This is a genomic window from Pontibacter russatus, assembly GCF_009931655.1.
Lineage (GTDB): Bacteria > Bacteroidota > Bacteroidia > Cytophagales > Hymenobacteraceae > Pontibacter > Pontibacter russatus.
The window spans coordinates 4,662,163-4,688,438 of sequence record NZ_CP047984.1 but is presented as its reverse complement, the minus strand read 5'-3'; the positions used below and the strand labels follow the sequence as shown (position 1 = coordinate 4,688,438).

Here is a 26,276-nt window from a genome sequence, read left to right as displayed (position 1 = left end):
GTTTTATTTTGTACTAATGGCAGTGATTTTATCACTGCCTTTTTTTATTTTACGGCGCTCCGGCCATGTGGCCTCCTTCCTGCTGTTTTGCACTTAATTCTGTGCCCGCTCCCTGGTCTCTTGCCTGCATCACATGCCCGTCCGGATATTTTATTTGGTCGCAGAAGTGGTATCTTTGCGCTGCTTTTTTTAAAAACGTAGATCGAGCCATATGATAATCGGTGTTCCGAAGGAAATAAAGAATAATGAGAACCGGGTGGGCCTTACCCCTGCCGGTGTGATTGAGTTGGTGCGCCACGGCCACACCCTCTATGTCCAGTCTTCCGCCGGGGCTGGAAGCGGGTTTACAGATGACGATTACACAAGGGCTGGCGCCACCATCCTGCCGGGCATAGCGGACGTCTATGGCAAGGCCGAGATGATCATCAAGGTGAAGGAGCCGATAGAGTCGGAGTACAACCTGATAAGAGAAGACCAGTTACTCTTCACGTATTTTCACTTTGCCTCCTACGAGCCGCTGACGCACGCCATGATAGCCCGCAAGGCAGTGTGCCTGGCCTACGAAACCGTGGAGAAGGCAGACAGAAGCCTGCCACTGTTGATACCCATGTCGGAAGTGGCCGGGCGCATGGCGATTCAGGAAGGTGCTAAGTACCTCGAAAAGCCCATGGGCGGCCGTGGTATTCTCCTGGGCGGCGTGCCGGGCGTGCGGCCTGCCAAAGTGCTCATTTTAGGTGGTGGCGTGGTAGGCACTAACGCGGCGAAGATGGCGGCAGGCATGGGGGCCGACGTCACCATCATGGACAACAACCTGCAGCGCCTGCGCTACCTCGATGACATCATGCCCGCCAACGTGAACACCTTCATGTCGTATGAGTACAACATCCGCGAGCTGCTCTCCACCCACGACCTGATCATCGGGGCGGTGCTGATACCAGGCGCCCGTGCGCCGCACCTCATCACGCGCGACATGCTGAAGGAGATGCGCCCAGGCACTGTGGTGGTAGACGTGGCCGTGGACCAGGGCGGCTGTATCGAAACCTGCAAGCCGACAACGCATGAGAACCCGACTTACATCATCGATGACGTAGTGCATTACTGCGTGGCCAACATGCCGGGCGCGGTGCCTTACACCTCTACACTGGCACTGACCAATGCCACCCTGCCCTATGCCATCCAGCTGGCCAACAAAGGCTGGAAGAAAGCCTGCGCCGACAGCGCTGAGCTGCTGAAAGGCCTGAATGTGGTACAGGGCAAGGTGGTATACCAGGGTGTGGCAGAAGCGTTTGGACTGGAGTTTGTACCGGCGGAGCAGGTGCTTTAAGCTCGCCTGAAGGCAATATATAAGGGCGCCTTTTTGACTTTGTCGGAAGGGCGCCCTTACTTTTACACTATATATAACTGAAAGTCGAGGCCTTCTTTTCCCCTTCACCACAGCATATAGCACAGAGAATGTTCGATACGCCCTTCAGATTGCTGCTGCGCCGCCTGGGTCTGCTCATGGCCCTGTATATGGTGCTGCGCGTCGTTTTCTATCTTTTTAATTACAGCACATTTGCGGAAGCAGGCGCAATCCAGACGTTGCTTGCCTTCGCGCATGGGCTCCGTTACGATGTGTCGGCGCTCCTTATCCTCAACAGTCTGTTCATTCTGCTCTCGCTGCTGCCTGTGGGCAATACGCTTCACCCGCGGTACCAGCAGGCACTGAAGTGGGTGTTTTTTGTGTCTAACGCTCCCTTCATCGCCCTGGCCATCGCTGACATGGAGTTTTTCAAGTTCATCGGGCGGCGCTCCGGCAGTGAGCTGTTTTCCATCGGCGGGGACGTGGCGGAGCAAATCGGGCAGTTGGCGGGTTACTACTGGTACCTCGTGCTCGGCTTTCTGCTGCTGCTGCTGGCCCTGCTGAAGCTATATCCCCAGGCGCCGGCCACTCCTGCCCACCCCTCCACCCCTGTATGGCTGCGCAGCCTGCGCCTGCTGCTGGTGGCCGCTTTAGCGGTGCTGGGCATCCGGGGAGGCCTGCAGTTGAAGCCCCTGCGGGCGAGCCATGCCTTTGTGCTGGACCCGGCCTCGCTCGGCCACCTCACCCTGAACAGCCCCTTCACGTTCATCAAAGGCATTGGCAAGGCAAAGCTGGAAGAGAAGCATTATTTTGGTTCGGATGCCGCATTGGTGGCTGCGCTGCCCTACAATCCCGGGCTATATATAAACCCCGATGGGGAGATAAAAAAGGAGAATGTGGTCATCATCATCCTGGAGAGCTTTGCGGCAGAGTATATAGGAGCGCTGAACGGCGGCCAAGGCTATACCCCTTTCTTCGACTCGCTGGCCACGCAGGGGGTGCTGTTTCAAAACGCTTTTGCCAACGGACGCAAATCCATTGAGGCGCTGCCTTCTATCCTGGCGGGCATTCCCTCTCTGATGGAGCAGCCCTTCATCACCTCCCCGTACCAGGCGAACCGCTACAGTGGCCTGGGCAGTATCCTGCAACGGCACGGCTACCGAACGGCCATGTTTCATGGGGCGGCAAACGGCTCGATGGGCTTCAATAATTTTTCGATGGCGGCGGGCATGCAGGCCTATTATGGGCTGAATGAATACCCTACGGAACTGCTGGAGACTGACTTCGACGGCCAGTGGGGCATTTTCGACGAACCATATATGCAGTATGTGGCGCAGGAGTTGAACACGTTCCAGCAGCCTTTCCTGGCCACTGTTTTCACGCTGAGCTCGCACCAGCCCTATACTGTGCCCGCAAATTACAGGGGCAGATTCCCGAAGGGCGAACTTGAGATCCATGAGTCGCTGGGCTACGCGGATTATGCACTGCGCAGGTTCTTTGAAACAGCCTCCCTACAGCCCTGGTACCGCAACACGCTGTTCATTCTCACGGCCGACCACACACAGAAAAGCGTTGACCCAGCGTATCAAAATGAGTTAGGCCCTTACCGCGTCCCGCTACTCCTCTTCCACCCCGTTCGCAATTTTAGGGACATCAACCCGGAGCAGGTAACGCAGCACGCGGATATTTTGCCAACCGTCATCGATTACCTGAACATCCCGACAAAAGAAGTGCTGCCTTTCGGCCAGTCGGTGCTGGACACCACTGCAGGCCGGGCGCTGCTCTATAACGGCAATGCGTATTACCTGGTGCAGCAGGAGCAGGTGGCGAAACTCACCCCGGACGACCAAGTGCAGTTTTACACCTTCCCTGACATGGCGCCCGCCCCTCCCTCCCCCGCCGCCGCGCAGCAACTGAAGGCCTACGTCCAGTACTTCCGGAACGGCATGACACAGAACAAGCTGTATTTTTATAATGAGTGATTGAGTGAATCTTGAATGAAGTGATATTTATATTCCTGTTGCGTCGGTTCATATAAGTACTCATATTAATGGGCAGAATGGCGATTGACGCTACCTCCTCCATATTATATATCCGGAAGCGTTTGCAGACCTTATATATACATTAACTGAGAGGACTCAATCATCATTGCTTTCCAAATTCAGCTATTTAGTATCCAGTCATTCAAAATTCAGTTATCCAAAATTCACTCAATCACTTATCCAAAATTACAAGCCGGTATCTCCTGCAACGGCAGGAACTGCCTTGTTTCGAAATCGACCTGCCAACAGTAATGCTGCAGGCCGTTGGTGATAACGAGGTAAGGTGCCTGGAGCGTCTGGTTATATATGGAGACCTGCTTTACCACCTCCTGCGTAATGGGGATATGGGCTGCCTTGCATTCCACCAGCAGGTGCGGCTTTCCGGTTGTGTTGTAGACGCACAAATCAGAGCGTTTCTGCAGTTTGTTGTAGTCTGCGCCCCGCTCCAAGCTGAGCAGGCTTTTCGGGTAAGCGAGCGAATTGATCAGGTAATGCACCACATGCTGCCGCACCCACTCCTCGGGCGTGAGCACCACGTATTTTCGGCGGATTATATCAAAAATCAGGTTATTAGCGCCGGATTTCGTAATTTTGTATTCGAATGGTGGCAGATTCAAGGCATCCATCCTGCAATTTAGCCATTTCCACGGAGCTCCGCCCCAGTAGTGACAGCTACGACGGCGGATTTTTTGTATCAACCTATATAGCGTATGAAAACCAAAGGAGAAATAGTAAGCGACTGGCTGCCCCGCTACACCGGGGTGCCGCTGGAGGAGTTCGGGGAGTACATTCTGCTGACCAACTTTATAAACTATGTGCGCATGTTTGCCGACCGCTTCGGCGTGGAGCTGAACGGGCTGGACAAGCCGATGCAGACCGCCACCGCCAACAACATCACCATCGTCAACTTCGGGATGGGAAGCGCCATGGCGGCCACCGTGATGGACCTGCTGTCGGCCATCAAACCGAAGGCGGCCCTCTTTCTGGGCAAGTGCGGCGGCCTGAAAAAGAAAACCCAGATCGGAGACCTGATTCTCCCGATTGCCGCCATCCGCGGCGAGGGCACCTCCGACGATTATATGCCCCCCGAAATTCCTGCTTTGCCCTCCTTCCGGCTGCAGCGGGCGGTGTCGTCCATGATCAAAAAGCATGAGATGGATTACTGGACCGGCACCGTGTACACCACCAACCGCCGCGTGTGGGAGCACGACGAGGAGTTCAAAGAATACCTGCGGCAGATCCGGGCCATGGGCGTGGATATGGAAACGGCCACCATCTTCACTGTCGGCTTCATCAACGAGATTCCGCACGGGGCGCTGCTGCTGGTGTCGGACAACCCGATGATTCCGGAGGGCGTGAAGACATCGGAGAGCGACAAGCTGGTGACGGCATCCTATGTGGAGAAACACCTCAGCATCGGCATCGACTCCCTGCTGGAGCTGATAAACTCCGGTGAGTCTGTGAAACACATGCGCTTTGAGTAAACCTGATTTCATGACTAAAACCTTACGCACCCTTGCCGCAGCCCTTTTTGTGGGCGGCACCTTCCTGAGCGCCTGCTCCGGCACCAACCAGGGCGTGCAGCAAGCCGACCTGGTGGTCTACAACGGAACGGTATATACGGTGAATGACAGCTTCGGCAAGGCAGAGGCATTTGCTGTAAAAGACGGGAGGGTTTTAGAAGTGGGCACCACAACGGGCATACGCCGCAAATATGCCGCCGCAGCAGAACTGGACGCCGAAGGCAAAGCCATATACCCCGGACTGATAGATGCCCACGCCCACTTTTACCGCTACGGCCTCGGCCTGCAGTCTGCGGATCTGGTAGGTACAGCGTCGTTCGCGGAAGTAGTGCAAAAGCTGGTGGCGCAGCGCGAAAAGTACCCCGACGCTGACTGGCTGACGGGCCGCGGCTGGGACCAGAACGATTGGGTTGTGAAAGAGTTCCCGTCCAAAGACACCCTCGACCAGCTTTTCCCCAACATCCCCGTTGTCATCACGCGCATAGACGGGCACGCCGCGCTGGCAAACCAAAAAGCCTTAGACCTGGCGGGAATCACCCCTCAGACAAAAATGGTTGGTGGCCTGGTGGAGGTGAAGAATGGCCGCGTGACGGGTATTCTGATTGACAATGCCGTGGACCTGGTGACATCCAAAATTCCGGAGGCGGACGAGGCTGAAAAACGGCAGGCGCTCAAACTGGCGGAAGCCAACTGCTTTGCCGTTGGCCTGACGACCGTGGCCGATGCCGGTCTGGACAAATCAACCGTGGACCTGATAGACGCCATGCAGCAGCAGGGCGAGCTGCAGATGCGCATATATGCCATGCTGAACCCCACGCAGGAAAATACGGATCACTTCTTCAAACGCGGTCTATATAAAACCGAGCGGCTGAACGTGCGCTCGTTCAAGGTATATGCCGACGGGGCGCTTGGCTCGAGGGGCGCCAATCTGCTGGAGCCCTACCACGACCAGGCGGGCCACTACGGCTTTCTGCTGGCCTCTGAGCAGGAGTTCCGGGACATCGCCAGGCTGCTGTACGAACACGGGTTCCAGATGAACACGCACGCCATCGGCGACTCGGCCAACCGCCTGCTGCTGGACATATATGGCAGCGTGCTGGGCGGCCAGAACGACAAGCGCTGGCGCATCGAGCATGCCCAGATCGTGCACCCTGATGACCTGGACAAGTTCGGGAAATACAGCATCATTCCTTCGGTGCAGCCCACGCATGCCACCTCTGATATGTACTGGGCCGGCGACAGGCTGGGAGAAGAGCGGCTCAGCCATGCTTACCCGTTCAAGGAGCTGCTGGACCAGAACGGCTATATACCCCTCGGCAGCGATTTCCCGGTAGAGGACATCAACCCGTTCTACACGTTTCATGCGGCGGTAGCCCGTCAGGACGCCAAGAACTATCCGGAAGGAGGGTTTCAGATGGAGAACGCCCTGAGCCGGGAGGAAGCGCTGCGCGGCATGACCATCTGGGCAGCGAAATCCAACTTCGAGGAAAATGAAAAAGGCAGCATTGAAGCCGGAAAATTCGCAGATTTCATCATCGTAGACAAAGACCTGATGCATATAGCCCCATCCGAGATGCGCAGCGTTCAGGTGCTATACACCTACATCAACGGAAAACAAGTATATAGAAAGCGGTAAGTTTTGAGCTATATAACAGAGGCGGCCGCTGCATATATCCTGCAGCGGCCGCCTCTGTTATATAGGCCCAACCCGTTATATATAAATACCATACAATTACATCAGCCAGTAACGGTTTGGACACTCTCCGGCTGTGCCTCCAGCGACTTTTTCCCGCGCACCAGCAGCAGGAACAGCAGCCCCAGCCCAAAAAACACAATGAGGGCCAGAATGCTGTAGCGCATGGAGCCGGTTACCTGCGCGATGGCCCCATAGGCCAGCGTGCCGAGCATGATCGAGATTTTCTCTGTCACGTCGTAAAAGCTGAAGTAGGAAGCATGGTCGGTGGTAGTGGCCGGAATCAACTTGGAGTAAGTGGAGCGGGAAAGGGATTGAATGCCTCCCATAACAGAGCCAACGACGGCAGCCAACATATAAAACTGGAGGGCAGTGGTTGTAAAGTAGGCAGCCACACAAATTCCAATCCAGATGATGACGGCTATGATGAGCGCCTTTATGTTGCCGTACCTGCTGGAAAGGGAGGCAAAGCCATAGGCACCGGCAATGGCAACAAGCTGAATAATTAGGATGGTGACGATAAGCGCCTCACTGGGTAGCTGCAGCTCTTCTATCCCGAAAATAGTAGCCACATACATCACCGTCTGCACGCCCATGTTATAGAAAAAGTAGGCCAGCAGGAAGCGTTTGAGCAACTGCAGCCCTTTTACCTGCTGCAGCACTTTCCGCAGTTCCTTCACGCCGTTCAGAATCCAGCTGCCCTGGGGCCTGCGGGCATATAGGTTGCCAGGCAGATGGTAAAACGAATACTGCGCAAACCCGAACCACCAGATTCCGGTCGTCAGGAAAGCGATGCGGGGTGGCAGGCTGGTGTTATCAGCCGCGATGCCAAACCAGGCTGGCTGCAGTATCATGGCCAGGTTAAAGATCAGCAGGAGCACGCTGCCTATATATCCCATGGCAAAACCCCGGGCGCTCAGCCGGTCATACTGGTCCTCCGTAGCGATTTCGGGCAGGTAGGAATTGTAGAACACGATACTGCCGCTAAAGCCAATGGAGGCCAGCATAAATAAAACGACCGAGACGGAGAAGGTTTCTCTTGTAAAGAAGAAGAGGCTGGCGCAGGAAAGGGACCCCAGGTAGCAGAACAACTGCATAAACAATTTCTTTCGCCCGCTGTAATCGGCAATGGCGGTCAGGAAAGGGTTCAGTGCCACGATAATGAGGAAAGAGCCCGATACCGCATACGAAAAAAGCACAGAGCTCTGCAATTCGAAGCCAAAAAAGCTGACGACGGTAGAGGCTGTTTCCGGGTGTTTGGAGACAGCGCTAAAGTATATGGGAAATATGGTGGAGATGATAACCAGGGAGTATACCGAGTTCGCCCAGTCATACACACACCATGCATTGGTTACCGTAGGGTTGTTCTTTTGCATCTCGTAAAATAAGTAAAAGAACGCACGTAAGAGGTATCCTGGCACAAGACATTTTGTAATGCACCTGATGCGCTGCCCATCATTCAGGAAATGAGATTCACCCTGTAACTGCGCAGCTTCATTTTGTTCGGGTACTTGCCATAAGTCGCGTCGCAGCCGCCGCCTTGAGAAAAACAGACTTACTGCGGTAGCGCCCGGCGTTTCAGTATAATCAGGACAGCCTCCCACAGATTCTCGTAAGGCACAATCTCCACCTCGGCGAAGGCATCACCGGGAGGGTCTGCCTGGCTCAGCTTCGCGGCGAGGTTGCTGGCAGCCTTGCTGGTCCGGGCAAAATCGAGTTCATGCCTGACAGCCAGCAGCAACAGCCGCAGGAAAAGCCTCGGCCGCTCCGCTTTCTCCCCACGCATATATTTCATGATGTACTTGCGTATGCGCTCGGCCTGCGGCTCATAGTCGTCGATGTTCTTATTGGCAAAGCTCTTGATGACGTCCAGCACGAGCAGCGACAGGTTGAAGCCCGCCTTGTCTTTTGGCAGGTTTATCAGCTCGCTGAACATGTTCCGGGGCAGCTCGGAGCGCAGCCGCTCAGGGAGCACGTTGTTCACCAAAACGAGGTGTCTCCGGTAGAGCTCCCACCTCTCCCTGGCTGGCTGCTGTATCTGGTGGAAGAAACGGTTGCGCAGCACCTTCTGAAGCAGCTCCCCCGCCTGCGCGTAGCGCTGCGCGTGCAGCGCAAGCAGCAGGTAATTCTCCATGAATGCAAACCAGTTCACCGTCTTGGGCTCAAACAGCTGCAGGTACGCCGCCGCGCGCGAAAGGCCCTCTTCGTATTGCTGGGTCCTGAGAAGTGCGTAAACACGGATGAAGGCGTTATACTTGTGGTTAAACCAGTTCGGCGGCAATTCCCCCCGCTTCAGCAAATCTTCAGCCTGCGCTACTGTATCCGCAATAGCCCTGAAGTCGCCTTGCAGCTCTAAATATTGAATGTTCAAAATATGGTATTTACCATAAACAAGAGGCGACCTTGAAGAAAGCCAGAGCCCATGCATATCGTTCAGCACCTTGGGCATACTAGGCATGTAATCAACACGGTTATTTATACTTAAACTTAACTCTATGATAGCATGATGAAAGATATTTAATGCTGCCTTTTCCTGAGACTCTATCTTATAGTATTGTTGCAACTCATGTTCTACTTCGTTATAAGCTTTTTTATTAATGACGGTAGAATGAATAGTCAACTTATACTCTAATGCTCCTACAATACACGAAGTCAAGTGATTTGCTTTTGCGAATGCTACAGCTTGCGTTAGTAACTTATCTGCCAACTTATATTCATTAGCTATCATCAACCCATGTGCCTCTAAAAGCACAGAATTGATTTTATATCTCTCAATAGTGCTGATGTTAAACTTGTTTGGCGGTAACTCGATAAAATGGAGGTGGTTCAACAGCTTTTTCCTCACTCTTGATTTTAGCATCCGGTAATTAGCTGACAAGGTCCTCTTGCCGTAAAGCGCTACCGCTGCATCTTCATCGCTTGATACACTCCCCTCCTTAATCAGATTAAAGAGTTTTGTCTCAAAGCTCCTTTCATCCTGTTGAATAATAAGAGGAAAGGTTTTTGGGCTTCTCTCCACAATTAGGTTCACCAACCTTATGAGTTCATCCATCTATAGTTAAGTTTTCAAGTTGCCTGTTTCTCTAGGATAGAAAGTATGTGCTCCCACAGGTGTTCGTAGGGTACAATTTCGATCTCAGCATAAGCATCTCCCGGAGTTGGGGTATCTATAAGCTTCAGATATAATTTCTTCCCTTTACTACGACAAGCGTCTACATTAAAGTCTTCGGTAACAGTCAGGATTAAGAGTCTTAAAAAGGTTTTGCTTCTCAGGCTAAAGGTGTCTTTCAGGTGCGTCAGGATATATTTTTTTAAGCTTTCTATCCGGTAGAGCAGTGCCTCAGAATCCTCTTTCTGCAAAAAGTATATAAATTGTAGGATTAGTATCGCCACGTTAAAACCCAACTTGTCTTTACTATACTCTGGAAGAGACAGATTATATGGGTTTATGAATACTTCTTTGGAGGTATGGGAGTTTAAACTTAGTACCCTATAATACATCTGGTATAAACTCCATCTTTCTTTGGCAGTATTAGAGATTTTATGGAAAGAGCTATTGGTAAATACCTTATGAAGGAGAATCTCAGACAAAGAAAGTTGATTAGAATGCATAGAAAGCAAGAAATAGTTTTCCATATAAGCAAACCAATTCAAAAAGCCTTCTTTGAAGGCCATAGAAAACTTTTCAGCATAAACTAAGCCATTTGCATAGTCCTTATTTCTGAGATGAGCATAAACTATAATAAACTTATTATAGTTAGACTCAAATCGCAGAGGATTAATTATGCCCTCTTCAACCCACTTTCCAGCGTTGACTGTCATTTCAACAATTTTATCAAAACTTCCAGTTAGCTCATAATAGGAAATGGATGTCTTGTAATATGCTTCAAAAGTTGCAAAGGTTTTGGCTTCGTGCCAAAGTTCTTCCAGAGTCCTTAGCATACCAGGTATATTAGGTAATAGCCGCTTTCTTGCGGTTACAGACTTCTTTAAGTTCACACTTACACTCTGAAACATATTGATAGCCCTAAATTCAAGATTGCGCTTCTTTAAAGCCATTTCAAAGTCGGTGAGTGTCTTATTAAATTGCTTTAGTTGTCCCTTTTCTGAATAGCAAGCTACTGAAAGTTCAAGGGCTGCTACTTTGTGATTTGTAAAATCATACTCTTCTGCAATTGTCAGGATCTTGCTTACTAATGACAAGACAACATCAAACTCATAATTTAATTTTAATATATATGCCTGCTGGAGCATCAGAAGACAAGCTTGATCTTTTACAAAGTAGCCTTTGGAGCCTAATTTACTATAGTCAAGAAAAAGCAGGTTGTTCAATAGCTTTTTCTTTAGCCTGTGCTTTAGCATTTTGTACCGCACATCATTGGGGCTGGAATTATATAAACTTCGGGCAGCATCCTCATCAGAGGAGTAAATACCTTTTTTGATCCCATCATAAAGAGCGTCTTCCTTGCCATATCGGCTATTTGCAATGGGTAACACCAAACTGAGGTTTACACTTTTTGTTACTAACTTAGCTATTTTATAAAGTTCTTCCATACAAAGTCGTGGATAGTAAGCCACCGAATGGCAAGCAAATGAAATGATGCAATATTATAATTAATAATATAATGTTACTTTTCAGCCAACATATTGTTTTATATACTCAAACAGCTTTTAAATATTTGTATAAGTTGTGTTACACACTAATATTACTTTTAAATATATTAAAATATATATTCTAAAGCAATAAGTGTAAAATTATCATATAAATAGTGCCTGTATGATATTAAAGCAAATTTAAATTGGGATAAATATAGTTACCTTCTTGACAAAACATTCCTTTTTAAACTTTTTAAACTACTCCACCTTTGTTTAAATATTTAACTCAAAAACTCTACACAACTATGGTAGCACTTATCATATCCGTTTTGATCAGCATTGGCACTGCGTACCCTGGCACAACTGCACCTAAAACAACGAGTTCAACAACTACAGCGACTCAGACCGTTACTGTGCTTGGTGGTACTTCTACTTGGACAAATGGCGGTATAGAATAGGCAGAGCCAAGTTCTATACTTTTTCATAACTTGCCCTTATGTATAGAATTTTACCAAAGGGAAGTTTAATGAGAAATTTCAGGTTATTAGTACTAAGTGCATTACTGATACTTTCGAGTTGCAGCCAGCCCGTGCGGGCGCCGGAAGAGGTGCGGGTGCGCCTGGCGATGGAACCGGAAACCCTTAGCCCCGTGAGCTACAGCGATGCGGGGGCGCTACAGATACTGAACCTGCTGTTTCAGAGCCTGCTTAGCGCAGACCTGGCAGACAACAAGATCAAGCCCTTCCTGGCGGCCGCCATGCCACAGATAGAACGGCTGGACTCAGTGACGCTGTTCACGTACCAGATCAGGGAGGAAGCAACCTGGCCGAACGGGGCACCTGTAACAGCGGAAGATGTTGCCTTTACCCTGAAGGTTTTAAAAGCCCCGTTGCTCAACAACGAGTTTCTGAAGCCCCAGGTACAGTTTATCCAGGATATCAGGATGGACCCCTCCGACTCCCGGCGCTTCACCTTCGTATGCGCCGGGTACAGCCCGGAGATGGAGTTGCTGACAGGCGACTTCTTTATTCTTCCTGCGTATCTGTTTGACCCTGAAGCACTGCTGCAACCTCTTGAGGTGGCGGCATTGACCGGAAGCCTTTCCGAGCTTGAAAACAATCCTGGCCTGAAGGCCTTTGCCTCCCGCTTCAACTCGCCGGAGTATGGGCACAGCCCCGGCATGCTGCAAGGCAGCGCCGGCTACCTGCTCGAGAAATGGGAAACCGGCAAATACCTGACGCTGAAGCGGAAAAGCGACTGGTGGGGAAGCAGACTCACCCACGCGCCCCACCTGACGGCAAACCCGGAGCGCATCAGCTTTCAGATCATACCGGACAACACCACGGCACTGCTGGCCCTGAAGAACAGGCAGCTGGACGTGCTGGAGAATATCGAGGCCACGGAGTTCGACAGGCTACGGCAGGACAAGGATTTTCTGGAAGACTATGCCCTGTATGCTCCGAATGCCTACGAGTTTATATATGCCGGCATCAACGCCCGCCTCCCTAAATTCTCAGACAGGCGCACCCGCCAGGCCATCGCCCACCTTCTGGATGTGAAAAGCATCATACAGGTTTCTCAGCAGAACTACGCCACACCCACCGTCGGCCCGGTGCCGCCCACTGTTGAAGAATATTACAACCAAAGCCTCAAACCTTATTCCTTTAACCCTAAGAGAGCCTCAGAATTGCTGAAGGCCGCAGGCTGGGAAAAAGAGCAGGATGGCTGGTTCCGGAACATCAACGGCAAAAGGAAGCAACTGACGGTGGAGGTAAACTACCGGGCGGGCAGCAACAACTACGAAAAAGCGGCCATCGTTTTTCAGCGGGGGGCGGCAGCGGCAGGCATCCCCGTACAGGTGCAGGCCGTGGAAAGCAGCCTGCTGAGCCAGAAACTGCGGACGCACGAATACGAGGTGTTCTTCCGCTCCCTGTCCGGCAATCCTTTCGTGCTCAACTTCCAGCCCCTGTTCCATACCAGTTATGCTGGCCAGGGAGGCATGAACGTCACCGGGTTCGGCACCCCAGAGAGCGATAGCGTGCTGCACGCCATCAACCAGGCTGACACGCCCACGGAAAAAGCAAATCTTCTGAAGCGGCTGCAGGAAATCCTTTATGAGGAGGCGGCTTTCCTCTCGCTCTATTACCTGAAGGACCGACTGGCGGTACACCGGCGGTTTGGCAACGTCAAGGTCTCCGGCCTGAAGCCAAACTACGATGTGAGCGCCTTCACCCTCAAAAAGTAGCATCCTGCGATGGGCACCTACCTGCTGAAGCGGCTTTTACAGGCATTACCCGCACTTTGGGCGCTGGCTACCATCGTGTTCCTGCTGAGCAGGCTGCTGCCGGGCACGTTCGGGTCTGAGCGTATCCTGCAAAACAGCGGCGGCTACTACAGCAAAGGCACGGCAGCGGATCGCCAGGCGGCTTACCAGGATTATAGAAAGCGGACTGGCCAGGACCTGCCCCTGTTTTATTTCTCGGTGGCCCCGGCCACCGAACCGCTGGTTCCCAAGCTGCGCTGGCATGGCAGCCGGAACCAGTACCATCGGTGGCTGCTTGGGGTACTGCAGGGAGACCTGGGCAGGTCTTACAAAAGTAGCCAGCCGGTTATGAAAGTTATGCTGGAGGCAGTGGGCAACACCTTCTGGCTCCTCGCCTGCAGCATGCTTGTCACCTTCTTCCTGGCGCTGGAGTTAAGCATCCGGATGGCCGGGAAACGGGGCGGCAGGCTCCGCAAATTTCTTTTGCCACTCCTGTTCGTCATCGACAGCATCCCTCCCTTCGTGCTGGCCCTGCTGCTGCTGGTCTTGCTTGCCAACCCGAGCTTCCTGCAACTGTTCCCGGTTTTCGGCATGGGGTACTATATCCCGCAGGAGTTGAGCCTTTGGGAGGAGTTGGTGCAATGGACCTATTTTATGGCGCTGCCCATGCTCAGCCTCGTGCTCTTCAACCTCCCCTATCTGACAAGCCAAATGTATGACTCCGTCAGCACCGCGCTGCGGGCTGATTATATCCGCACCGCCCGGGCAAAAGGACTGGATGGGCAAACCGTCATCCGGCGGCACGCGCTCCCCAATTCACTGCTGCCCATTATCACGATTGTCTCTGATTTTATACCAGCCTTGGTCACTGGCACCCTGATCGTTGAAACAGTCTTCGCGGTGCCGGGCATCGGCCGCCTGCTCATCGACGCGGTGCTGTCGCGCGACTACCCCGTGCTGACGGGTATTGTGCTGATGATAGCTGTTTTCAGGGTTGTCGCTTACCTGCTGGCGGACCTGGCATATGCGCGTGCCGACCCCCGCACCAGGCAACAGCTTATATGAATCGGGCCTGGCGAGATATAAAAGGGCTCTGGAAAGAATATTTCTTTTTCCGTGTGGCCGCCACCTACCTGGGCTTGCTCCTTTTGCTGGTGCTGGTGCTGCCCTTGCTCCCGCTCCCCTACGGGCCGAACGATCTCGACCTGACGCATATATACCAGCCGCCTTTCGGAAACTCAGGTGCAGCTGATTCGCATTTTCTGGGCACCGATGGGCTGGGGCGGGATGTGCTGGTGAATATGCTGTATGGTGCGCGCACGGCCTTTTATATCAGTATCCCGGTTATGGCGCTGGCCATGCTGATAGGGCTGGCGCTGGGCACGGGCGCCGGGTTTTACGGGGACACAGGATTCCGGACCAGCCGGAAAAACCTGTTGCTGTGTTTGCTGGGGTTGCCTTTCGTAGGATATTACTGGCTGTACCTGCCAGCGCAGGGCGTTCGCCTGAAATTCAGTACGCCGACATATATAGGTAGCTTTGTGCTGGGGGCTGTGGGGCTTGTGTTACTTTCTGCTGTTTTGCGTTTGCTGCACCGCTATATAGCGTCTTTGCGTTACCAGGTGGCTGTGCCTGTAGATCAGCTGGTGCTGCGGCTGACGGAGGCGATGGCCACCATTCCACACTTCGTCCTCATCCTGGTGCTCGCCTCCCTTATGCCCCCCTCTGTGCTGGCGCTTTGTTTCATCATCAGCCTGACGGCCTGGACGGGCATCGCGCGGCTGGCCCGGGCCGAAATGATGCGTGTCAGGCATTTGCCTTACTTTGAGGCCGCCCGCAGCATCGGGCTGAACACACGGCAACTTATCTGGCGACAGGCGCTGCCCAACCTGCTGGGCCCGGTGCTTGTCGCGTTCACGTTTGGCTTAGGAGGGCTGCTCGCGCTGGAGTCTACTTTGTCGTTTCTGAATATAGGGGTTCCTGCTACGCTCGTCAGTTGGGGCAGAATGATAGCTGAGATACGGTCTAACATGGCCGCCTGGTGGCTGTTAGTCTTCCCGGGGGGACTTTTGACGCTGACAATCCTGGCGCTTTATACCTGTAGTCACTATTTGTCGAAAATATTTCATGAAAAAAGCAGGCACTAAGATGTTACTTTTTGGCATTTTCCATATTCCAATTTTCATTTCATATCGCCCCTTGGCAATCGTAAACAAGACTTTCCCATAACATCAGCTACACATACCCCCTCATGTTTCTATGAAATGAATGCCGTTTTCAGTGTTACCTGGCTGCATTAATATTCCTGTTCTCTGAGAGCAGACTTCTGTAAAATTGTTACGTCCTAAAACCATAAGACCTAACGGCACATGAGTATTACTTTCACCAAACCTACTCAGTACACAGCAGACGAATGCCTTTCAGCAATTGCGCTGCTCAAGGCGGATATGCAGGAGGAAGAACCTGTGGGATATGCCACCATTGATGGACATATGGTACATCATGTGGAAGTAGCCAGCGCTGTCAACAAAGGGGCCGGGATATTCATTGGGGATTACTTTGTTGGCCTGGCCGATAGCTACCATTCTATCAGCCTCACTGTTCCCTTTATACGATATTAATCAGAATCTATATATAGCTTAAGGTATAAAAACTGGTCTGTTTTAGTAAATAAGAATTTGTTGGTTGTTTGTGTTTAGATTAGGCAACTAGCCCTGTAGTCCCCCCTACAGGGCTGTTGTTTTTTTATGAGAGCAGTAGTTCAGGCCGTGGGCTGGCTCGTTATAATGGCGTTGCTGTGATTCCTCTCCCGCTACTCTATATATAAATGCAAAAACCGGCAGGCAGCTTCTTAAAACTGCCTGCCGGTTTTTACATGCGCTTGCTTATGCCTGCTTTACTAACTGGATCTCAGCCTGTATTTTAATATCGTCGCTTACCACTACACTGCCCGCCTCGGTTACAGCGTTCCAGGTCAGGCCAAAATCCTTGCGGCTGATCTTGCCATTCACGGTGAAGCCTGCTTTTGTCTGTCCGTAAGGGTCTACCACAATTCCTCCGAACTCCACATTCACTGTTACCGGCTTGGTTGTGTCCCGGATGGTCAGGTCGCCATGCAGTTTAAAATCGTTGCCGCCGGTGTTCTCATACCTGTTGCCTACGAAGCGGATCTCATCGTGTTGGGCGGCGTCGAAGAAGTCGGGTGACTTCAGGTGCGTGTCGCGCTGCTCGTTGTTGGTGCTGATGGAGTTCACATCGGCGGTAAACACAATGTTGTGCGCGCCGTTAAACTGATCGTCCTCGCTTTCAGCCTCTACGTTAAAAGTGTTAAAGTAGCCTGTCACGGTTGTGATCATCAGGTGCTTTACTTTAAACTGTACTTCGCTGTGTGTCGGGTCTACTGCCCATTTTACATTTGCCATATCTGTTTCTGTTTATAGTTCTTATGTAATTTTCCTCTGTATCGTGATACAAATGTACAAACATTTAATGTATATACATATAATACAGGAAAATTGTTCCGCTTTTTTTTATTATTCCTGAAAAACCAGCCAGCAGGTGAATTAGCCGGAAGTCAGTAGCTTGCCAGAAGGTTTCTTTTGAAGTGTCTCAGGGGTTTGCAGCGAAAGCGAATATGAGAGGCCAGCCTAATATGGCGCGAGTGTCACCGCCCGTGACTTGCTATTTTCCGGCCTCTGGTCGCCTATATGATGCAGGCCGCCATTCCGGAAACCCATCATATACGCACGATGGCCACTGCCCCCATGCTATATATGTAGTATATATAGATACAACCCATTTAGGTTGAGTCCCTATATGGTTGCGTCTATATATAACCGCGGGCCGGAGGCCCTGTGAGAGCAGAGACGAGCGGGGACGCTCGCGCCATATATAGGCAGCCTTCCAAGGGAGACAACGAAGCCTGTGTAACAACAGATATCATATATAAGCCACCAGATTTATATAGATGCACAAGGAAATTACGCTTCCTGCCTGTCCAGTTGGAAAAGAGTGCTCAGGCCCTCGAGCAGCGCCTCAGACTCCCCGCGCAGGCAGGCGCCTTTCAGCTCCAGCGCCGGCAGCTTGATGATTTTGTTCATGATGTTTTTGGTGATAGCCTCTACGGCCTCTGTCTCGGCGGCGCTCATGTTTTTGAGGTAGCGGGCCATCTCCTGCTGCCTGATCTCCTCCAGCCTGTTTTTGAACTGCTGCAGCGCCGGCGACATGGCCATTTCCTTTGTCCAGGCGTGGAAGCCAGCTGCTGCCTCCGCGGCAATTGCTTTTACCTCCGGAATGGCCGCCAGCCGCAGTTCCAGCGCCTCGGTCGCACGGCTGCGGATGTCGTCGATGTTGTGTACCGTCACGCCCTCCAGTGTCTCCAGTGAGGCGTCCACGCTGCGGGGCATCGACAAGTCTATAAAATTCTTGGGTGTATGCAGGGTGTATGCGGCAATGGCCTCCCTGCTGATAAAGAAACAGTCGCCAGGCACCGAGGAAATGACCACGTCGGCCTGCGCTATTTCTTCCCACACGTTTTCCCAATACACGGCGCTGGCCCCGGTCCGCTGTGCCAGTTCCAGCGCTTTGTGGTACGTCCTGTTGGCAATGGTGATGTTCTGCAACTTCGACTTCTGGAAGTTATCACACACGTCGGCCCCAATCTCGCCCACCCCTATCATGAGCACACGCGGGTTCTCCATCCGCCTTGTCAGTTCCTCCACCAGTTCCACGGTGGCGTAAGACACGGAGGCCGCACCGTCGCGGAAGGCGGTTTCGTTCACCACCTGCTTGTTGGCGGCAAAAACGGTGTGCAGCAGCCGGTGCAGGAAAGGGCCCGCCATACCGGCGTCCGCCGTCCACTGGTAGGCTTTCTTCACCTGGTTCAGTATCTGCATGTCGCCCACCACCTGCGACTCCAGCCCCAGCGCCACGTAAAAGAGGTGCTGCACAGCGGCCTCGGGCTGCGTGATGCTCCTGAAATAGGGAGAGACGTGCCGGGTGGCGATAAAGCCTTTCTCAAGGGCGATGAGTTTGATAAGTTCGCGGGAGAGGTCGGCACCGGAAGCGTAGTACACCTCGGTGCGGTTGCAGGTAGACAGCACCAGCACGTCGCGGGCGTCCGTAAACTCCCGGATCTTGTCCAGCAGGTTTTTGCAGGCTATCTCGTTCAGGGCTACTGCCTCGCGTACGGCAATCGGGGCGTCTTTATAGGATAAGGTCAGAACCTTAAAGGCATGCTGCATGGTGTATTTCTCAACTTACCCTGCAAAGTTCTGAAAGCCGACAAGTAATAAACATGACCATTGTCAGTTCCTGTGCAGATATATATCACCTTACCAGCAGTCATTGCTTTCGCCAGGCCACAGGTTTATATATGGCTTCCTGCTTCTCTATCCTTTAGTTGCGCATATGGGCGAGTTTTTCCAGTTGCAGAATGGTGATGCGGCTTCCCTGGCTGTCGATGAGTTTTTCGTCCTTAAAGTCGGCGAGGGTGCGGATAACGGTCTCTTTGGAGGCCCCCACGATGCTGGCCAGATCCTCCCGCGAGATCGAAATTTGCTTCTGCCCCCCCGCCTCGTGCTGGTACTGCTTCTCCACCAGCAGCAGCGCCTCGGCCACGCGCTTGCGCACCGAGTTGTAAGCCAGCTTGAGGAGGCGCTCTTCGCGGTCAGCGAGGTTGTCGGAGAGGATCCGGATGAACTTGCTGGCCACATCGCGGTTGCGGTGCAGCAGCGAGAAAAAGTCCTCCTTCGGGATCACGTAGACCTCCGAATCCTCCATCGCCATCGCCGACTCGCGGTACGGGGTCTCCTCCAGCAGATCGAGGTAGCCGATAAAGTCGCCGTCTTTGTAGAGGGTAGTGATGTACTCCCGCCCCTCCTCGTTCGATTTATAGGCTTTCACCCTCCCTTTGTTCAGAAAGTACAGCGCGTTGGGCCGGTTGCCTTCCATAAACAGGTTCTGCTTTTTCCGGAGGCTTGTGAGTTTTTGGTTGTCCGATATGAGTTTCTCCAGCTCCTCATAGCCTCTCGCCTCCTGCATAAACTGGTCGAGGCCCTCCGCCGTCTTCTTGAAATCGGCCTTCAGGATCTCGTTCTTTTTCAGGCGCATCTCAATGGCATCCAGCAGCTCCACGTCGTCAAAGGGCTTGGTCAGATAATCGTCCGCCCCCAGGTTCATGCCTTTTCGGAAATCCTCCTTCTCCGACTTGGCCGTGAGGAAAATGAAGGGAATGCTGGCCGTCGCGGGGTCCTTGCTCAGCAGGTGCAACACCCCGTAGCCATCCAGCTGCGGCATCATGATGTCGCAGATGATCAGGTCCGGGTGCTCTTTGCGGGCCAGGTCGACCCCGATTCTGCCGTTGCCGGCCTCCAACACCTCATAATTGGCCAGCAGCAGTATCTCGGCCGTGTTCTCCCGTATCTCAGGGTTGTCTTCTATCAATAATATTTTTTTCATGCTTCGGCTGCGTTAGGTAAGCAAATGGTAAACGTACTGCCCTGGTTCAGTTCGCTCTCGTACTCCAGTGTGCCGCTCATAATCTCGACGTACTTTTTCACGATGTTCAGCCCCAGGCCTGAGCCTTGTATATTAGTTACGTTCTGGGCCCGGAAGAAGGGCGTGAACAGATGGGTCTGGTCGGCTTTCGGAATGCCAATGCCATAGTCCTGCACGGTGATGGTGGCGCTGCTGTCCGCAATGACCGTGGACAGTTGGATTGGCTTACCCTCGCCGGAGTACTTGCTGCTGTTGGTCAGCAGGTTGAGCAGAATGTTTTTGAGCAGCTGCTTGTCGATGCTGATCGACTCCTCCGCGCTCAGGTGCCGGTAATCTATCTGCTGGCCCTCTTTCAGGAACCCCTGCATTTCTTCCACAATTTCCTGTGTGAAGGCTTTCAGGTTAAACGTGGTGGGCAGGTTATATATCTTCCCTTCCTCAATCCGGCTCATGGAGAGGAAATCGTTGAGGATGGTGGTCAGGTTGGTGACGGCCGACTTAATGCGGTCCACGTGCTTCTGCCGCTTGTCATCGTCCTCCAGCCCTTTGTATTTGCTGATGAGCGAGGCTGAGGACAGCACCGTGCTGAGCGGTGTCCTGAACTCGTGGGAGGCGATGGTGACGAAGCGGGACTTGAGCTCGTGCAGTTCCTTTTCTTTCTGAAGGGCCTTGTGTATTTCCTGCTTTGCCCGGTAAAGGCTCCTGTTGGTGTGCTCCAGCTTTTTGATGGCCTCGGCCAGTTCCTGCGTCCGCTCCTCCACGCGCTCCTCCAGCTCGCTGTTCAGTTTCTGGATCTCGGCCAGGCTTTGCGCATGCTCGATGCTGTAGCGGATGGAGCGCTCCAGGTCGAAAGGGTTGAAGGTGCCTTTCACCAGGTAATCCAGGGCACCGGCGTGCATGGCTTTTTCGTCTGTCTCGCGGTCGCTTTGCCCTGTCAGGAGGATGAAAGGCGCGCTGGCCCCCTCCTCCACTGCCGTTGTTATCAGCTCCAGCCCGTTGTGCGCGCCCAGCCGGTAATCCACCAGGTACACGTCGTGGTTCCCTTCTTTTATCAGGCGCAGCGCCTCCCTGAAAGACGAGGTCCAGTCGAGCAGGTAGTTGCGCCCCGGAATATCATTCATGATATCCCGGGTGATGATGAAGTCGTCCTCATCGTCATCCACCAGCAGCACTTTGATTTTATCGGCCATCAGAAGTTCGGAAATTTGGGAGTTAGAGGGTTAGGAAGTTAGAAGGTTAAAGAGTGTGGGAGTTAAAGAATAAAAACAGAATCAGAGAATTTATATAACCCTCTTGTCCTGTCTAAAATCCATGTTGAAGAGCGAAATCTCACCTATATAGAAATCTCAGCTATATATAAAACCTATATATAACTCTCTAACTCCCAAACTTCAAGGTTTTGGAAGTTCTACAATCTCAAACCAGTACTTGCTCAGCGTTTTCATCACATCCACCAGCGAGGCGAACGTCACCGGCTTAGTGATGAATGAGCTTACGCCCAGGTCGTAGGTGCGGAGAATGTCTTCCTCGGCTTTGGATGTGGTGAGCACCACCACCGGGATCACCCGCAGATGATCGTCGCCCTTTATCTCCTTCAGCGCTTCTCTGCCATCTTTCTTGGGCATGTTCAGGTCCAGCAGGATCAGGCCCGGCGTCGGGTATTTCTGCTTGTCGACGTACTGGTTGCGGTTGTGCAGGTAGTCCATCAACTCCTCGCCGTTTTCCACAAATTGCATGTGGTTGGTCAGCCGGCTCTCGTCGAGGGCCTCCTTCACCAACATGCGGTCTTCGGCGTCATCGTCGGCTATCAGTATAATAATCGGTCTTCTGTTTGAGCTCATCGTCTGTTTTTTTACTCCTGAAGGTGCTTGGTCGCTAAGGTAACAATAAATGTGGTGCCTACGCCCACCTGGCTGTGCGCGGTGATGTCGCCGCCGTGGCGCACGGCAATCTTGCGGCAGATGGCCAGGCCAATGCCCGAACCCTCGTATTTCTGCCCCTCAAGCCGCTGGAAGATGTTGAAAATGCGGTCGAGGTATTTTTCGTTGAAGCCGATGCCGTTGTCCTGCACATATATCTCCACCAGCTGGTCGCCGGGCGTGGATGTCAGGTGTGCCCTGGGCTGCAGCAGTTTCGCATATATGCTCACCTCGGGCCGGGTTCCTTCTTTCCGGAACTTGATGGCATTGCTGATCAGGTTCTGGAGCAGCTGGCGCATCTGTACCTGGTCGGCCTCAATAGTGGGCAGCGGCGAGCGGGTAATCACCGCCTCGGTTTTCTCTATCACTATCTCCAGGTCGGAGAGCACCTCCGACAGCACCCGGTCGAGGTCTACTTCCGCAAAGGCCTTGGTTTTGGCCGTGAGCCGCGAAAAGTCGAGCAGGTCGTTGATGAGGTTCTGCATGCGCGAGGCGGCGTTCAGCATGCGGTCCACGTAGTCCTTGCCCTGCTCGCTGAGGGTGTCGTACTCCTTGGTTTTGAGCCGGTCGCCGAAGGCCTGGATCTTGCGCAGCGGCTCCTGCAGGTCGTGCGAGGAGACATATGCGAAATCCTGCAGTTCGCGGTTGCTCCGCTCCAGCTCCGAGGCGTAGCGCCGCAGCCGCTCCTCGCTCAGCTTCTGCTTGGTAATGTCGTGTATGAACCCGGTGTACACCTTCCGGTCCGTCAGCTGCACCTCGCTGATGCTCAGATAGAAGGGGAACACTTTCCCGCTCTTTTTCAGTCCGGAGACCTCGCGCCCGATGCCGATGATGCGTTTCTCGCCCGTCTCGTGGTAATGCTGCATGTACCTGTCGTGGTTGCTCTGGTCGGGCTCCGGCATCAGGATGTTTATCTTCTGGCCTATCAGCTCGTGCTCCTCGTACTCAAACAGCCGCGCGGCCGACACGTTCACCGTCTCTATCACCCCGTTCACGTCGATGGTGATGATGCCGTCCACGGCGGTTTGGATGATGGAGTTGATCTTGCTCTCGCTCTCGCGCAGGGCTCTCTCGGTCTTCTTCAGGTCGGTGATGTCGTGCACGATGCCCGTAAAGATGCGCTGGTGCTGCAGCTTCACCTCGGCGATGCTCAGGAAAAAGGGGAAGAGCACCCCGTTCTTTTTCTTGCCGAGCACTTCCCTCCCCTTGCCAATGATCTGGCCCACGCCCGTCTGCAGGTAGCGGTCGATATAAGAGTCGTGGAGTCCGCGGTCGGGCTCGGGCATCAGGATGCTGACGTTATGCCCGATTATCTCTTCCGGCTCGTACCCAAAAATGCGGGCGGCGGCCGGGTTGACGCTCTCCATGATACCCCGGGTATCGATGGTGATGATGCCGTCCACGGCGGTCTCTATGATGGCCTTCAGCCGCGACTGGCTGTCAACGTTCGGGTCCTGTTGCTGTGGCAGATTTTCCAAAGTATAGCTTTTTATAAAGTTAGGCACTTCTGCGCAGGCTGCCAAGGCCCCGCCCTTCTTTTACCGGGCTCAGAGGTTACAGAAGCATATCATCAACAGAAGGCAGGTGCCCGCTCTATGCAAATTTAGGAGAACCCGCCAGTGCTGGAAACAATCAGGCTCTTTTTTATGCGTCGGCTATATATAGGTAAGAGGGAATAAGTAACCGGTGGCAAACCACGAGGGTTTCGGCATGGCTTCTGACTTATCGCCAATTATACAGATTGTGCTGTGTCTCTATAGAGCGTGTGGGTTCAGTTTGCACAGGCGCTTCCAAAGACGCCCATATATACCGGTGCCTAAGCCGGAGCCGCCGCGCAAACCGGCCAGTTTATATATATTTATATATAAAAGCGATCCGTAGAACCACTGGAGGCGATTGAGCGTTGTAATCCTGACCTTTGCTGAGAGAACTATGGAAAATACGGAAGAGACACTGGAAGAAAACTCACTTTTGCCAAACCCGCTGGCGGTAGTGCCCGCTGCCCTGCGCGACGTGAACGCGCTTTTTATCGGACCCGTGGCGGATGGCTTCTTTCAGCCTGCCCAGGACAAACTGGAAACGCCGCCCAGGTGGGAACAGGGCAACTACAGCCTCACCGCCGCAAAATGGCCATCCAAAACCCCCAGCCTGATGGACCTGACATCTTACAACGGCTACGTGCTGCTAGTGATTGCCGCCGCCTGGGACGCAGAAGTGATCAGCCAGGCCCGGATCGTGGGCGTGATGAACACCATGGCGGGCGACGTGCTCAGCAAGTTCGCGTACAAAACGCTTCAGGAAAAGGAGGAAGAGATAGCGGGCTACACCTCGGGCCTGAGCAATTAGCAGGTACCCTATATACGGCGCTGCCACATAATTTCCCTTGTCAGAAAAACCTGTTCACGCGGGTAAGCTCGCTGCGGTACTGCGTCAGGAGCCTGCTCTTCGATATAAATCCCTTGAACTTCCCGTTCCGCACCACCGGCAGCGACCACAGCTTGCTTTTATCGAACTTGTCAAGCACTACTGAGGCAGGCTCGTCTATCTCCACGGTCATGGTGGGCGGCTGCATCAGGTCACGGGCCAGCACAGCGTCATAGTTGGAGACATCACCCAACTGCCTGCGCAGATCGCTCAGGGTGATTACTCCTATCAGCATGCCTTTGCTGTCCAGCACCTGCAGCACATCCCGGTTTGAGCTGGAGAAATTCTCCAGAATTGTCCGGAAAGAAGCATCCTCCCGCACCGGGTCCATATCCTCCTCCACCAGATTGCTGATGTCCAGCTGGTTTAGCAGGATGCGGTCCACGCGCAGGGCCTTGCTCTGCCCCTTCGGCTGCTCCACGCTTTTGCTCAGGTTCTCGGTGTAGTACTTCAGAAAATAGGAAACGGCGCACACCAGCATCAAGGGCACAAACAACTGGTAGCTCTGTGTAATCTCCGCCACAAGGAAAATCGCCGTGACGGGGGCGTTCATGATGCAGGCGAAGACGCTGGCCATGCCCAGGAACATGAAGGTGGAGGCGTGCAGCTCGTAAAACGGGAAAAGCAGCACCACGACCTTGTAGAACAGGTAGCCCAGGAGCCCGCCCGTGATAATGGAAGGCGCGAAGTAGCCGCCCTCGCCCCCGGAATTCACGCAGATGCCCGTGCTCAGGGGCTTCACCATCGTTATCAGGAAGAAGAACAGCAGGTTGAACCAGACGGTGTTGGGAAGGGCCGCCAAAGGCGAGTTCACGATCAGCGAGCGCTCCTCGTTGTTGAGCAGCGCGTTGATGCTCACGTAGCCCTCGCCGTACATGGGCGGCAGCAGGTATATGATGCTGCCCAGCGCCACACCGCCAATCAGGGCGCGCAGGTAATCGTTTTTGATGCGTGAAAAATATTGGGCGCAGAGGCTGTAGGTCTTCAGCAGGTAGTTCGACATCAGCATGCCCAACACCCCCAGCATAATCACCAGCGGAATCTGCTCATAGGCAAAGTCGGCGATGGGCACCTCGAAACGCAGGTGCTCCCCCATGATAAACTCGTACAGGATTTTACCGGTAGCCGCCGCCACCAGCAGCGGAATCAGCAGCGTGGGCGTAAACTCCGGCAGGATGGTCTCGAGGGCAAAGATAAACCCTCCCATCGGCGCGTTGTACACGGCCGAGATGCCGGCCGCCACGCCGCAGCCTATCAGCAGGGTGCGCAGCCGGTAGCCCAGCCCCAGCACGCGGCCCACGTTGGAGCCAACGGCCGCCCCGCTGGAGATGATGGCCGCCTCTACCCCGGAACTGCCGCCAAAGCCTATGGTGAGCCCCGTAGTGACGAACTTGGAGTATACAAGCCGCAGCTTGATGATTGACGATTTCTGCTCAATGGCTTCTATCACGTTGCGGGCGCCGTTGAAGTAGGCGGTCTTGCTGAAGACGTTGCGGTTCAGGAACGTGACGAGCAAAAACCCGATGAGCGGCAGCAGGAAAGCGAGCAGGTTCGGGGCAAAGTATACAGCGTATTGCTCTATATAAAAGATAATCGTTTTGATGAGGATGGCCGCAACCCCCACAAAAAGGCCCACCACCACGCTGAGCACAAAAGGCATGATGCGGTTGTTGCTCTGCCTCCTGCGCCACCTGAAAAACGCAAGCTGGTATTGGTTCAGTTTGTGCTTCATTGCGGGCACTGCCTAAGTGTATGCTTAAAGTGCTGCCTTCACAGTATAAACGATGGTTCTCTAAAAGGCCTTCCCATATGGCGTGGTACCAGCCTGTGCCCGACGGATTCCTGGCGCTCTGCCTCTTCCCTCCCCGCTACCCGACAACTATATAAGCGTATCTGGCGGATAAAGTTGCCCTTCCGCCGAAACATTCCGTTTTGCCGGCTCCGGCGCATGCGCAGGCTGTGTCGTATATGCATTA

General features: G+C 53.2%; 20 protein-coding genes. 9 read left to right on the top strand and 11 right to left on the bottom strand.

The features are described from left to right. The first annotated feature begins 211 nt into the window (after positions 1 to 211). Both ald and GSQ62_RS19370 read left to right on the top strand, forming a co-directional pair. A complete protein-coding gene (gene ald, locus GSQ62_RS19375; RefSeq protein ID WP_161891030.1) occupies positions 212 to 1,324 on the top strand; it encodes an alanine dehydrogenase in 1,113 nt (370 codons plus the stop codon). 128 nt (positions 1,325 to 1,452) lie between these two features. Next, positions 1,453 to 3,324, top strand: coding sequence for an LTA synthase family protein (locus tag GSQ62_RS19370; RefSeq protein WP_161891029.1), 1,872 nt, complete (start codon positions 1,453 to 1,455; stop codon positions 3,322 to 3,324). Between the two features lie 236 nt (positions 3,325 to 3,560). Here the strand turns inward: GSQ62_RS19370 and GSQ62_RS19365 are convergent, their stop codons facing one another. Next, positions 3,561 to 4,010, bottom strand: coding sequence for a type I restriction enzyme HsdR N-terminal domain-containing protein (locus tag GSQ62_RS19365; RefSeq protein ID WP_161891028.1), 450 nt, complete (start codon positions 4,008 to 4,010; stop codon positions 3,561 to 3,563). A gap of 84 nt (positions 4,011 to 4,094) precedes the next feature. Here GSQ62_RS19365 and GSQ62_RS19360 point away from each other — a divergent pair, with 84 nt between their 5' ends. Both GSQ62_RS19360 and GSQ62_RS19355 read left to right on the top strand, forming a co-directional pair. Then, positions 4,095 to 4,868 (top strand): AMP nucleosidase, encoded by a 774-nt coding sequence (locus GSQ62_RS19360; protein WP_161891027.1) that lies wholly within the window; start codon positions 4,095 to 4,097, stop codon positions 4,866 to 4,868. 10 nt (positions 4,869 to 4,878) lie between these two features. Next, the gene (locus GSQ62_RS19355; RefSeq protein WP_161891026.1) at positions 4,879 to 6,543 is read left to right on the top strand and encodes an amidohydrolase; all 1,665 of its coding nucleotides are present in this window, start codon (positions 4,879 to 4,881) and stop codon (positions 6,541 to 6,543) included. Between the two features lie 101 nt (positions 6,544 to 6,644). Here the strand turns inward: GSQ62_RS19355 and GSQ62_RS19350 are convergent, their stop codons facing one another. The 3 genes from GSQ62_RS19350 to GSQ62_RS19340 all read right to left on the bottom strand — a co-directional run bounded on the left by GSQ62_RS19350 (position 6,645) and on the right by GSQ62_RS19340 (position 11,154). Beyond that, the gene (locus GSQ62_RS19350) at positions 6,645 to 7,976 is read right to left on the bottom strand and encodes an MFS transporter (RefSeq protein WP_161891025.1); all 1,332 of its coding nucleotides are present in this window, start codon (positions 7,974 to 7,976) and stop codon (positions 6,645 to 6,647) included. 179 nt (positions 7,977 to 8,155) lie between these two features. Continuing rightward, on the bottom strand, positions 8,156 to 8,971 hold the full coding sequence (locus tag GSQ62_RS19345; RefSeq protein ID WP_161891024.1) for a hypothetical protein: 816 nt from the start codon (positions 8,969 to 8,971) through the stop codon (positions 8,156 to 8,158). 695 nt (positions 8,972 to 9,666) lie between these two features. Beyond that, positions 9,667 to 11,154 (bottom strand): hypothetical protein, encoded by a 1,488-nt coding sequence (locus GSQ62_RS19340; RefSeq protein ID WP_161891023.1) that lies wholly within the window; start codon positions 11,152 to 11,154, stop codon positions 9,667 to 9,669. Between the two features lie 568 nt (positions 11,155 to 11,722). Between GSQ62_RS19340 and GSQ62_RS19335 the strand changes: the two genes are divergently transcribed. The 4 genes from GSQ62_RS19335 to GSQ62_RS19320 all read left to right on the top strand — a co-directional run bounded on the left by GSQ62_RS19335 (position 11,723) and on the right by GSQ62_RS19320 (position 16,080). Further along, on the top strand, positions 11,723 to 13,441 hold the full coding sequence (locus tag GSQ62_RS19335; protein ID WP_237586832.1) for an ABC transporter substrate-binding protein: 1,719 nt from the start codon (positions 11,723 to 11,725) through the stop codon (positions 13,439 to 13,441). Between the two features lie 9 nt (positions 13,442 to 13,450). After that, positions 13,451 to 14,524, top strand: a complete 1,074-nt coding sequence (locus GSQ62_RS19330; protein ID WP_161891022.1) for an ABC transporter permease — start codon at positions 13,451 to 13,453, stop codon at positions 14,522 to 14,524. Further along, entirely contained in the window at positions 14,521 to 15,606 is a 1,086-nt protein-coding gene (locus GSQ62_RS19325) for an ABC transporter permease (RefSeq protein ID WP_161891021.1), read from the top strand. Before GSQ62_RS19330 ends, GSQ62_RS19325 begins: the two co-directional genes overlap by 4 nt. A 222-nt stretch (positions 15,607 to 15,828) precedes the next feature. Beyond that, positions 15,829 to 16,080, top strand: a complete 252-nt coding sequence (locus tag GSQ62_RS19320; RefSeq protein WP_161891020.1) for a hypothetical protein — start codon at positions 15,829 to 15,831, stop codon at positions 16,078 to 16,080. Positions 16,081 to 16,344: 264 nt separating this feature from the next. On the opposite strand, the gene GSQ62_RS19315 is transcribed toward GSQ62_RS19320, so the two are convergent. The 6 genes from GSQ62_RS19315 to GSQ62_RS19290 all read right to left on the bottom strand — a co-directional run bounded on the left by GSQ62_RS19315 (position 16,345) and on the right by GSQ62_RS19290 (position 23,354). Continuing rightward, positions 16,345 to 16,881, bottom strand: a complete 537-nt coding sequence (locus tag GSQ62_RS19315; RefSeq protein WP_161891019.1) for a YceI family protein — start codon at positions 16,879 to 16,881, stop codon at positions 16,345 to 16,347. A gap of 558 nt (positions 16,882 to 17,439) precedes the next feature. Continuing rightward, positions 17,440 to 18,702: a glutamyl-tRNA reductase gene (gene hemA / locus GSQ62_RS19310; protein WP_161891018.1), complete on the bottom strand. Its 1,263-nt coding sequence runs from the start codon at positions 18,700 to 18,702 to the stop codon at positions 17,440 to 17,442. Positions 18,703 to 18,856: 154 nt separating this feature from the next. Continuing rightward, on the bottom strand, positions 18,857 to 19,918 hold the full coding sequence (locus GSQ62_RS19305) for a response regulator (RefSeq protein WP_161891017.1): 1,062 nt from the start codon (positions 19,916 to 19,918) through the stop codon (positions 18,857 to 18,859). Continuing rightward, positions 19,915 to 21,147 carry a hybrid sensor histidine kinase/response regulator gene (locus tag GSQ62_RS19300; RefSeq protein WP_161891016.1) on the bottom strand — a complete coding sequence of 411 codons (1,233 nt, stop codon included), beginning with the start codon at positions 21,145 to 21,147 and terminating at the stop codon, positions 19,915 to 19,917. Before GSQ62_RS19300 ends, GSQ62_RS19305 begins: the two co-directional genes overlap by 4 nt. Before the next feature lie 201 nt (positions 21,148 to 21,348). Next, on the bottom strand, positions 21,349 to 21,798 hold the full coding sequence (locus tag GSQ62_RS19295; RefSeq protein WP_161891015.1) for a response regulator: 450 nt from the start codon (positions 21,796 to 21,798) through the stop codon (positions 21,349 to 21,351). Positions 21,799 to 21,809: 11 nt separating this feature from the next. Then, a complete protein-coding gene (locus GSQ62_RS19290; protein WP_237586830.1) occupies positions 21,810 to 23,354 on the bottom strand; it encodes a sensor histidine kinase in 1,545 nt (514 codons plus the stop codon). A 454-nt stretch (positions 23,355 to 23,808) separates the two neighbouring features. Between GSQ62_RS19290 and GSQ62_RS19285 the strand changes: the two genes are divergently transcribed. After that, positions 23,809 to 24,222, top strand: coding sequence for a hypothetical protein (locus tag GSQ62_RS19285; protein ID WP_161891013.1), 414 nt, complete (start codon positions 23,809 to 23,811; stop codon positions 24,220 to 24,222). 40 nt (positions 24,223 to 24,262) lie between these two features. Here GSQ62_RS19285 and GSQ62_RS19280 read toward each other — a convergent pair whose 3' ends face one another. Beyond that, on the bottom strand, positions 24,263 to 26,032 hold the full coding sequence (locus GSQ62_RS19280; protein ID WP_161891012.1) for a chloride channel protein: 1,770 nt from the start codon (positions 26,030 to 26,032) through the stop codon (positions 24,263 to 24,265). Between the last annotated feature and the right edge of the window lie 244 nt (positions 26,033 to 26,276).

What these genes read in the sequence shown, in the direction of transcription:
- GSQ62_RS19360 (WP_161891027.1), top strand. Translation starts at nt 4,095, where the DNA reads ATGAAAACCAAAGGAGAAATAGTAAGCGACTGGCTGCCCCGCTACACC.
- GSQ62_RS19335 (WP_237586832.1), top strand. Translation starts at nt 11,723, where the DNA reads ATGAGAAATTTCAGGTTATTAGTACTAAGTGCATTACTGATACTTTCG.
- GSQ62_RS19325 (WP_161891021.1), top strand. Translation starts at nt 14,521, where the DNA reads ATGAATCGGGCCTGGCGAGATATAAAAGGGCTCTGGAAAGAATATTTC.
- GSQ62_RS19320 (WP_161891020.1), top strand. Translation starts at nt 15,829, where the DNA reads ATGAGTATTACTTTCACCAAACCTACTCAGTACACAGCAGACGAATGC.
- GSQ62_RS19285 (WP_161891013.1), top strand. Translation starts at nt 23,809, where the DNA reads ATGGAAAATACGGAAGAGACACTGGAAGAAAACTCACTTTTGCCAAAC.
- GSQ62_RS19350 (WP_161891025.1), bottom strand. Translation starts at nt 7,976, where the DNA reads ATGCAAAAGAACAACCCTACGGTAACCAATGCATGGTGTGTGTATGAC.
- ald (WP_161891030.1), top strand. Translation starts at nt 212, where the DNA reads ATGATAATCGGTGTTCCGAAGGAAATAAAGAATAATGAGAACCGGGTG.
- GSQ62_RS19315 (WP_161891019.1), bottom strand. Translation starts at nt 16,881, where the DNA reads ATGGCAAATGTAAAATGGGCAGTAGACCCGACACACAGCGAAGTACAG.
- GSQ62_RS19300 (WP_161891016.1), bottom strand. Translation starts at nt 21,147, where the DNA reads ATGGCCGATAAAATCAAAGTGCTGCTGGTGGATGACGATGAGGACGAC.
- GSQ62_RS19370 (WP_161891029.1), top strand. Translation starts at nt 1,453, where the DNA reads ATGTTCGATACGCCCTTCAGATTGCTGCTGCGCCGCCTGGGTCTGCTC.
- hemA (WP_161891018.1), bottom strand. Translation starts at nt 18,702, where the DNA reads ATGCAGCATGCCTTTAAGGTTCTGACCTTATCCTATAAAGACGCCCCG.
- GSQ62_RS19330 (WP_161891022.1), top strand. Translation starts at nt 13,451, where the DNA reads ATGGGCACCTACCTGCTGAAGCGGCTTTTACAGGCATTACCCGCACTT.
- GSQ62_RS19280 (WP_161891012.1), bottom strand. Translation starts at nt 26,032, where the DNA reads ATGAAGCACAAACTGAACCAATACCAGCTTGCGTTTTTCAGGTGGCGC.
- GSQ62_RS19365 (WP_161891028.1), bottom strand. Translation starts at nt 4,010, where the DNA reads ATGGATGCCTTGAATCTGCCACCATTCGAATACAAAATTACGAAATCC.
- GSQ62_RS19355 (WP_161891026.1), top strand. Translation starts at nt 4,879, where the DNA reads ATGACTAAAACCTTACGCACCCTTGCCGCAGCCCTTTTTGTGGGCGGC.
- GSQ62_RS19295 (WP_161891015.1), bottom strand. Translation starts at nt 21,798, where the DNA reads ATGAGCTCAAACAGAAGACCGATTATTATACTGATAGCCGACGATGAC.
- GSQ62_RS19305 (WP_161891017.1), bottom strand. Translation starts at nt 19,918, where the DNA reads ATGAAAAAAATATTATTGATAGAAGACAACCCTGAGATACGGGAGAAC.
- GSQ62_RS19340 (WP_161891023.1), bottom strand. Translation starts at nt 11,154, where the DNA reads ATGGAAGAACTTTATAAAATAGCTAAGTTAGTAACAAAAAGTGTAAAC.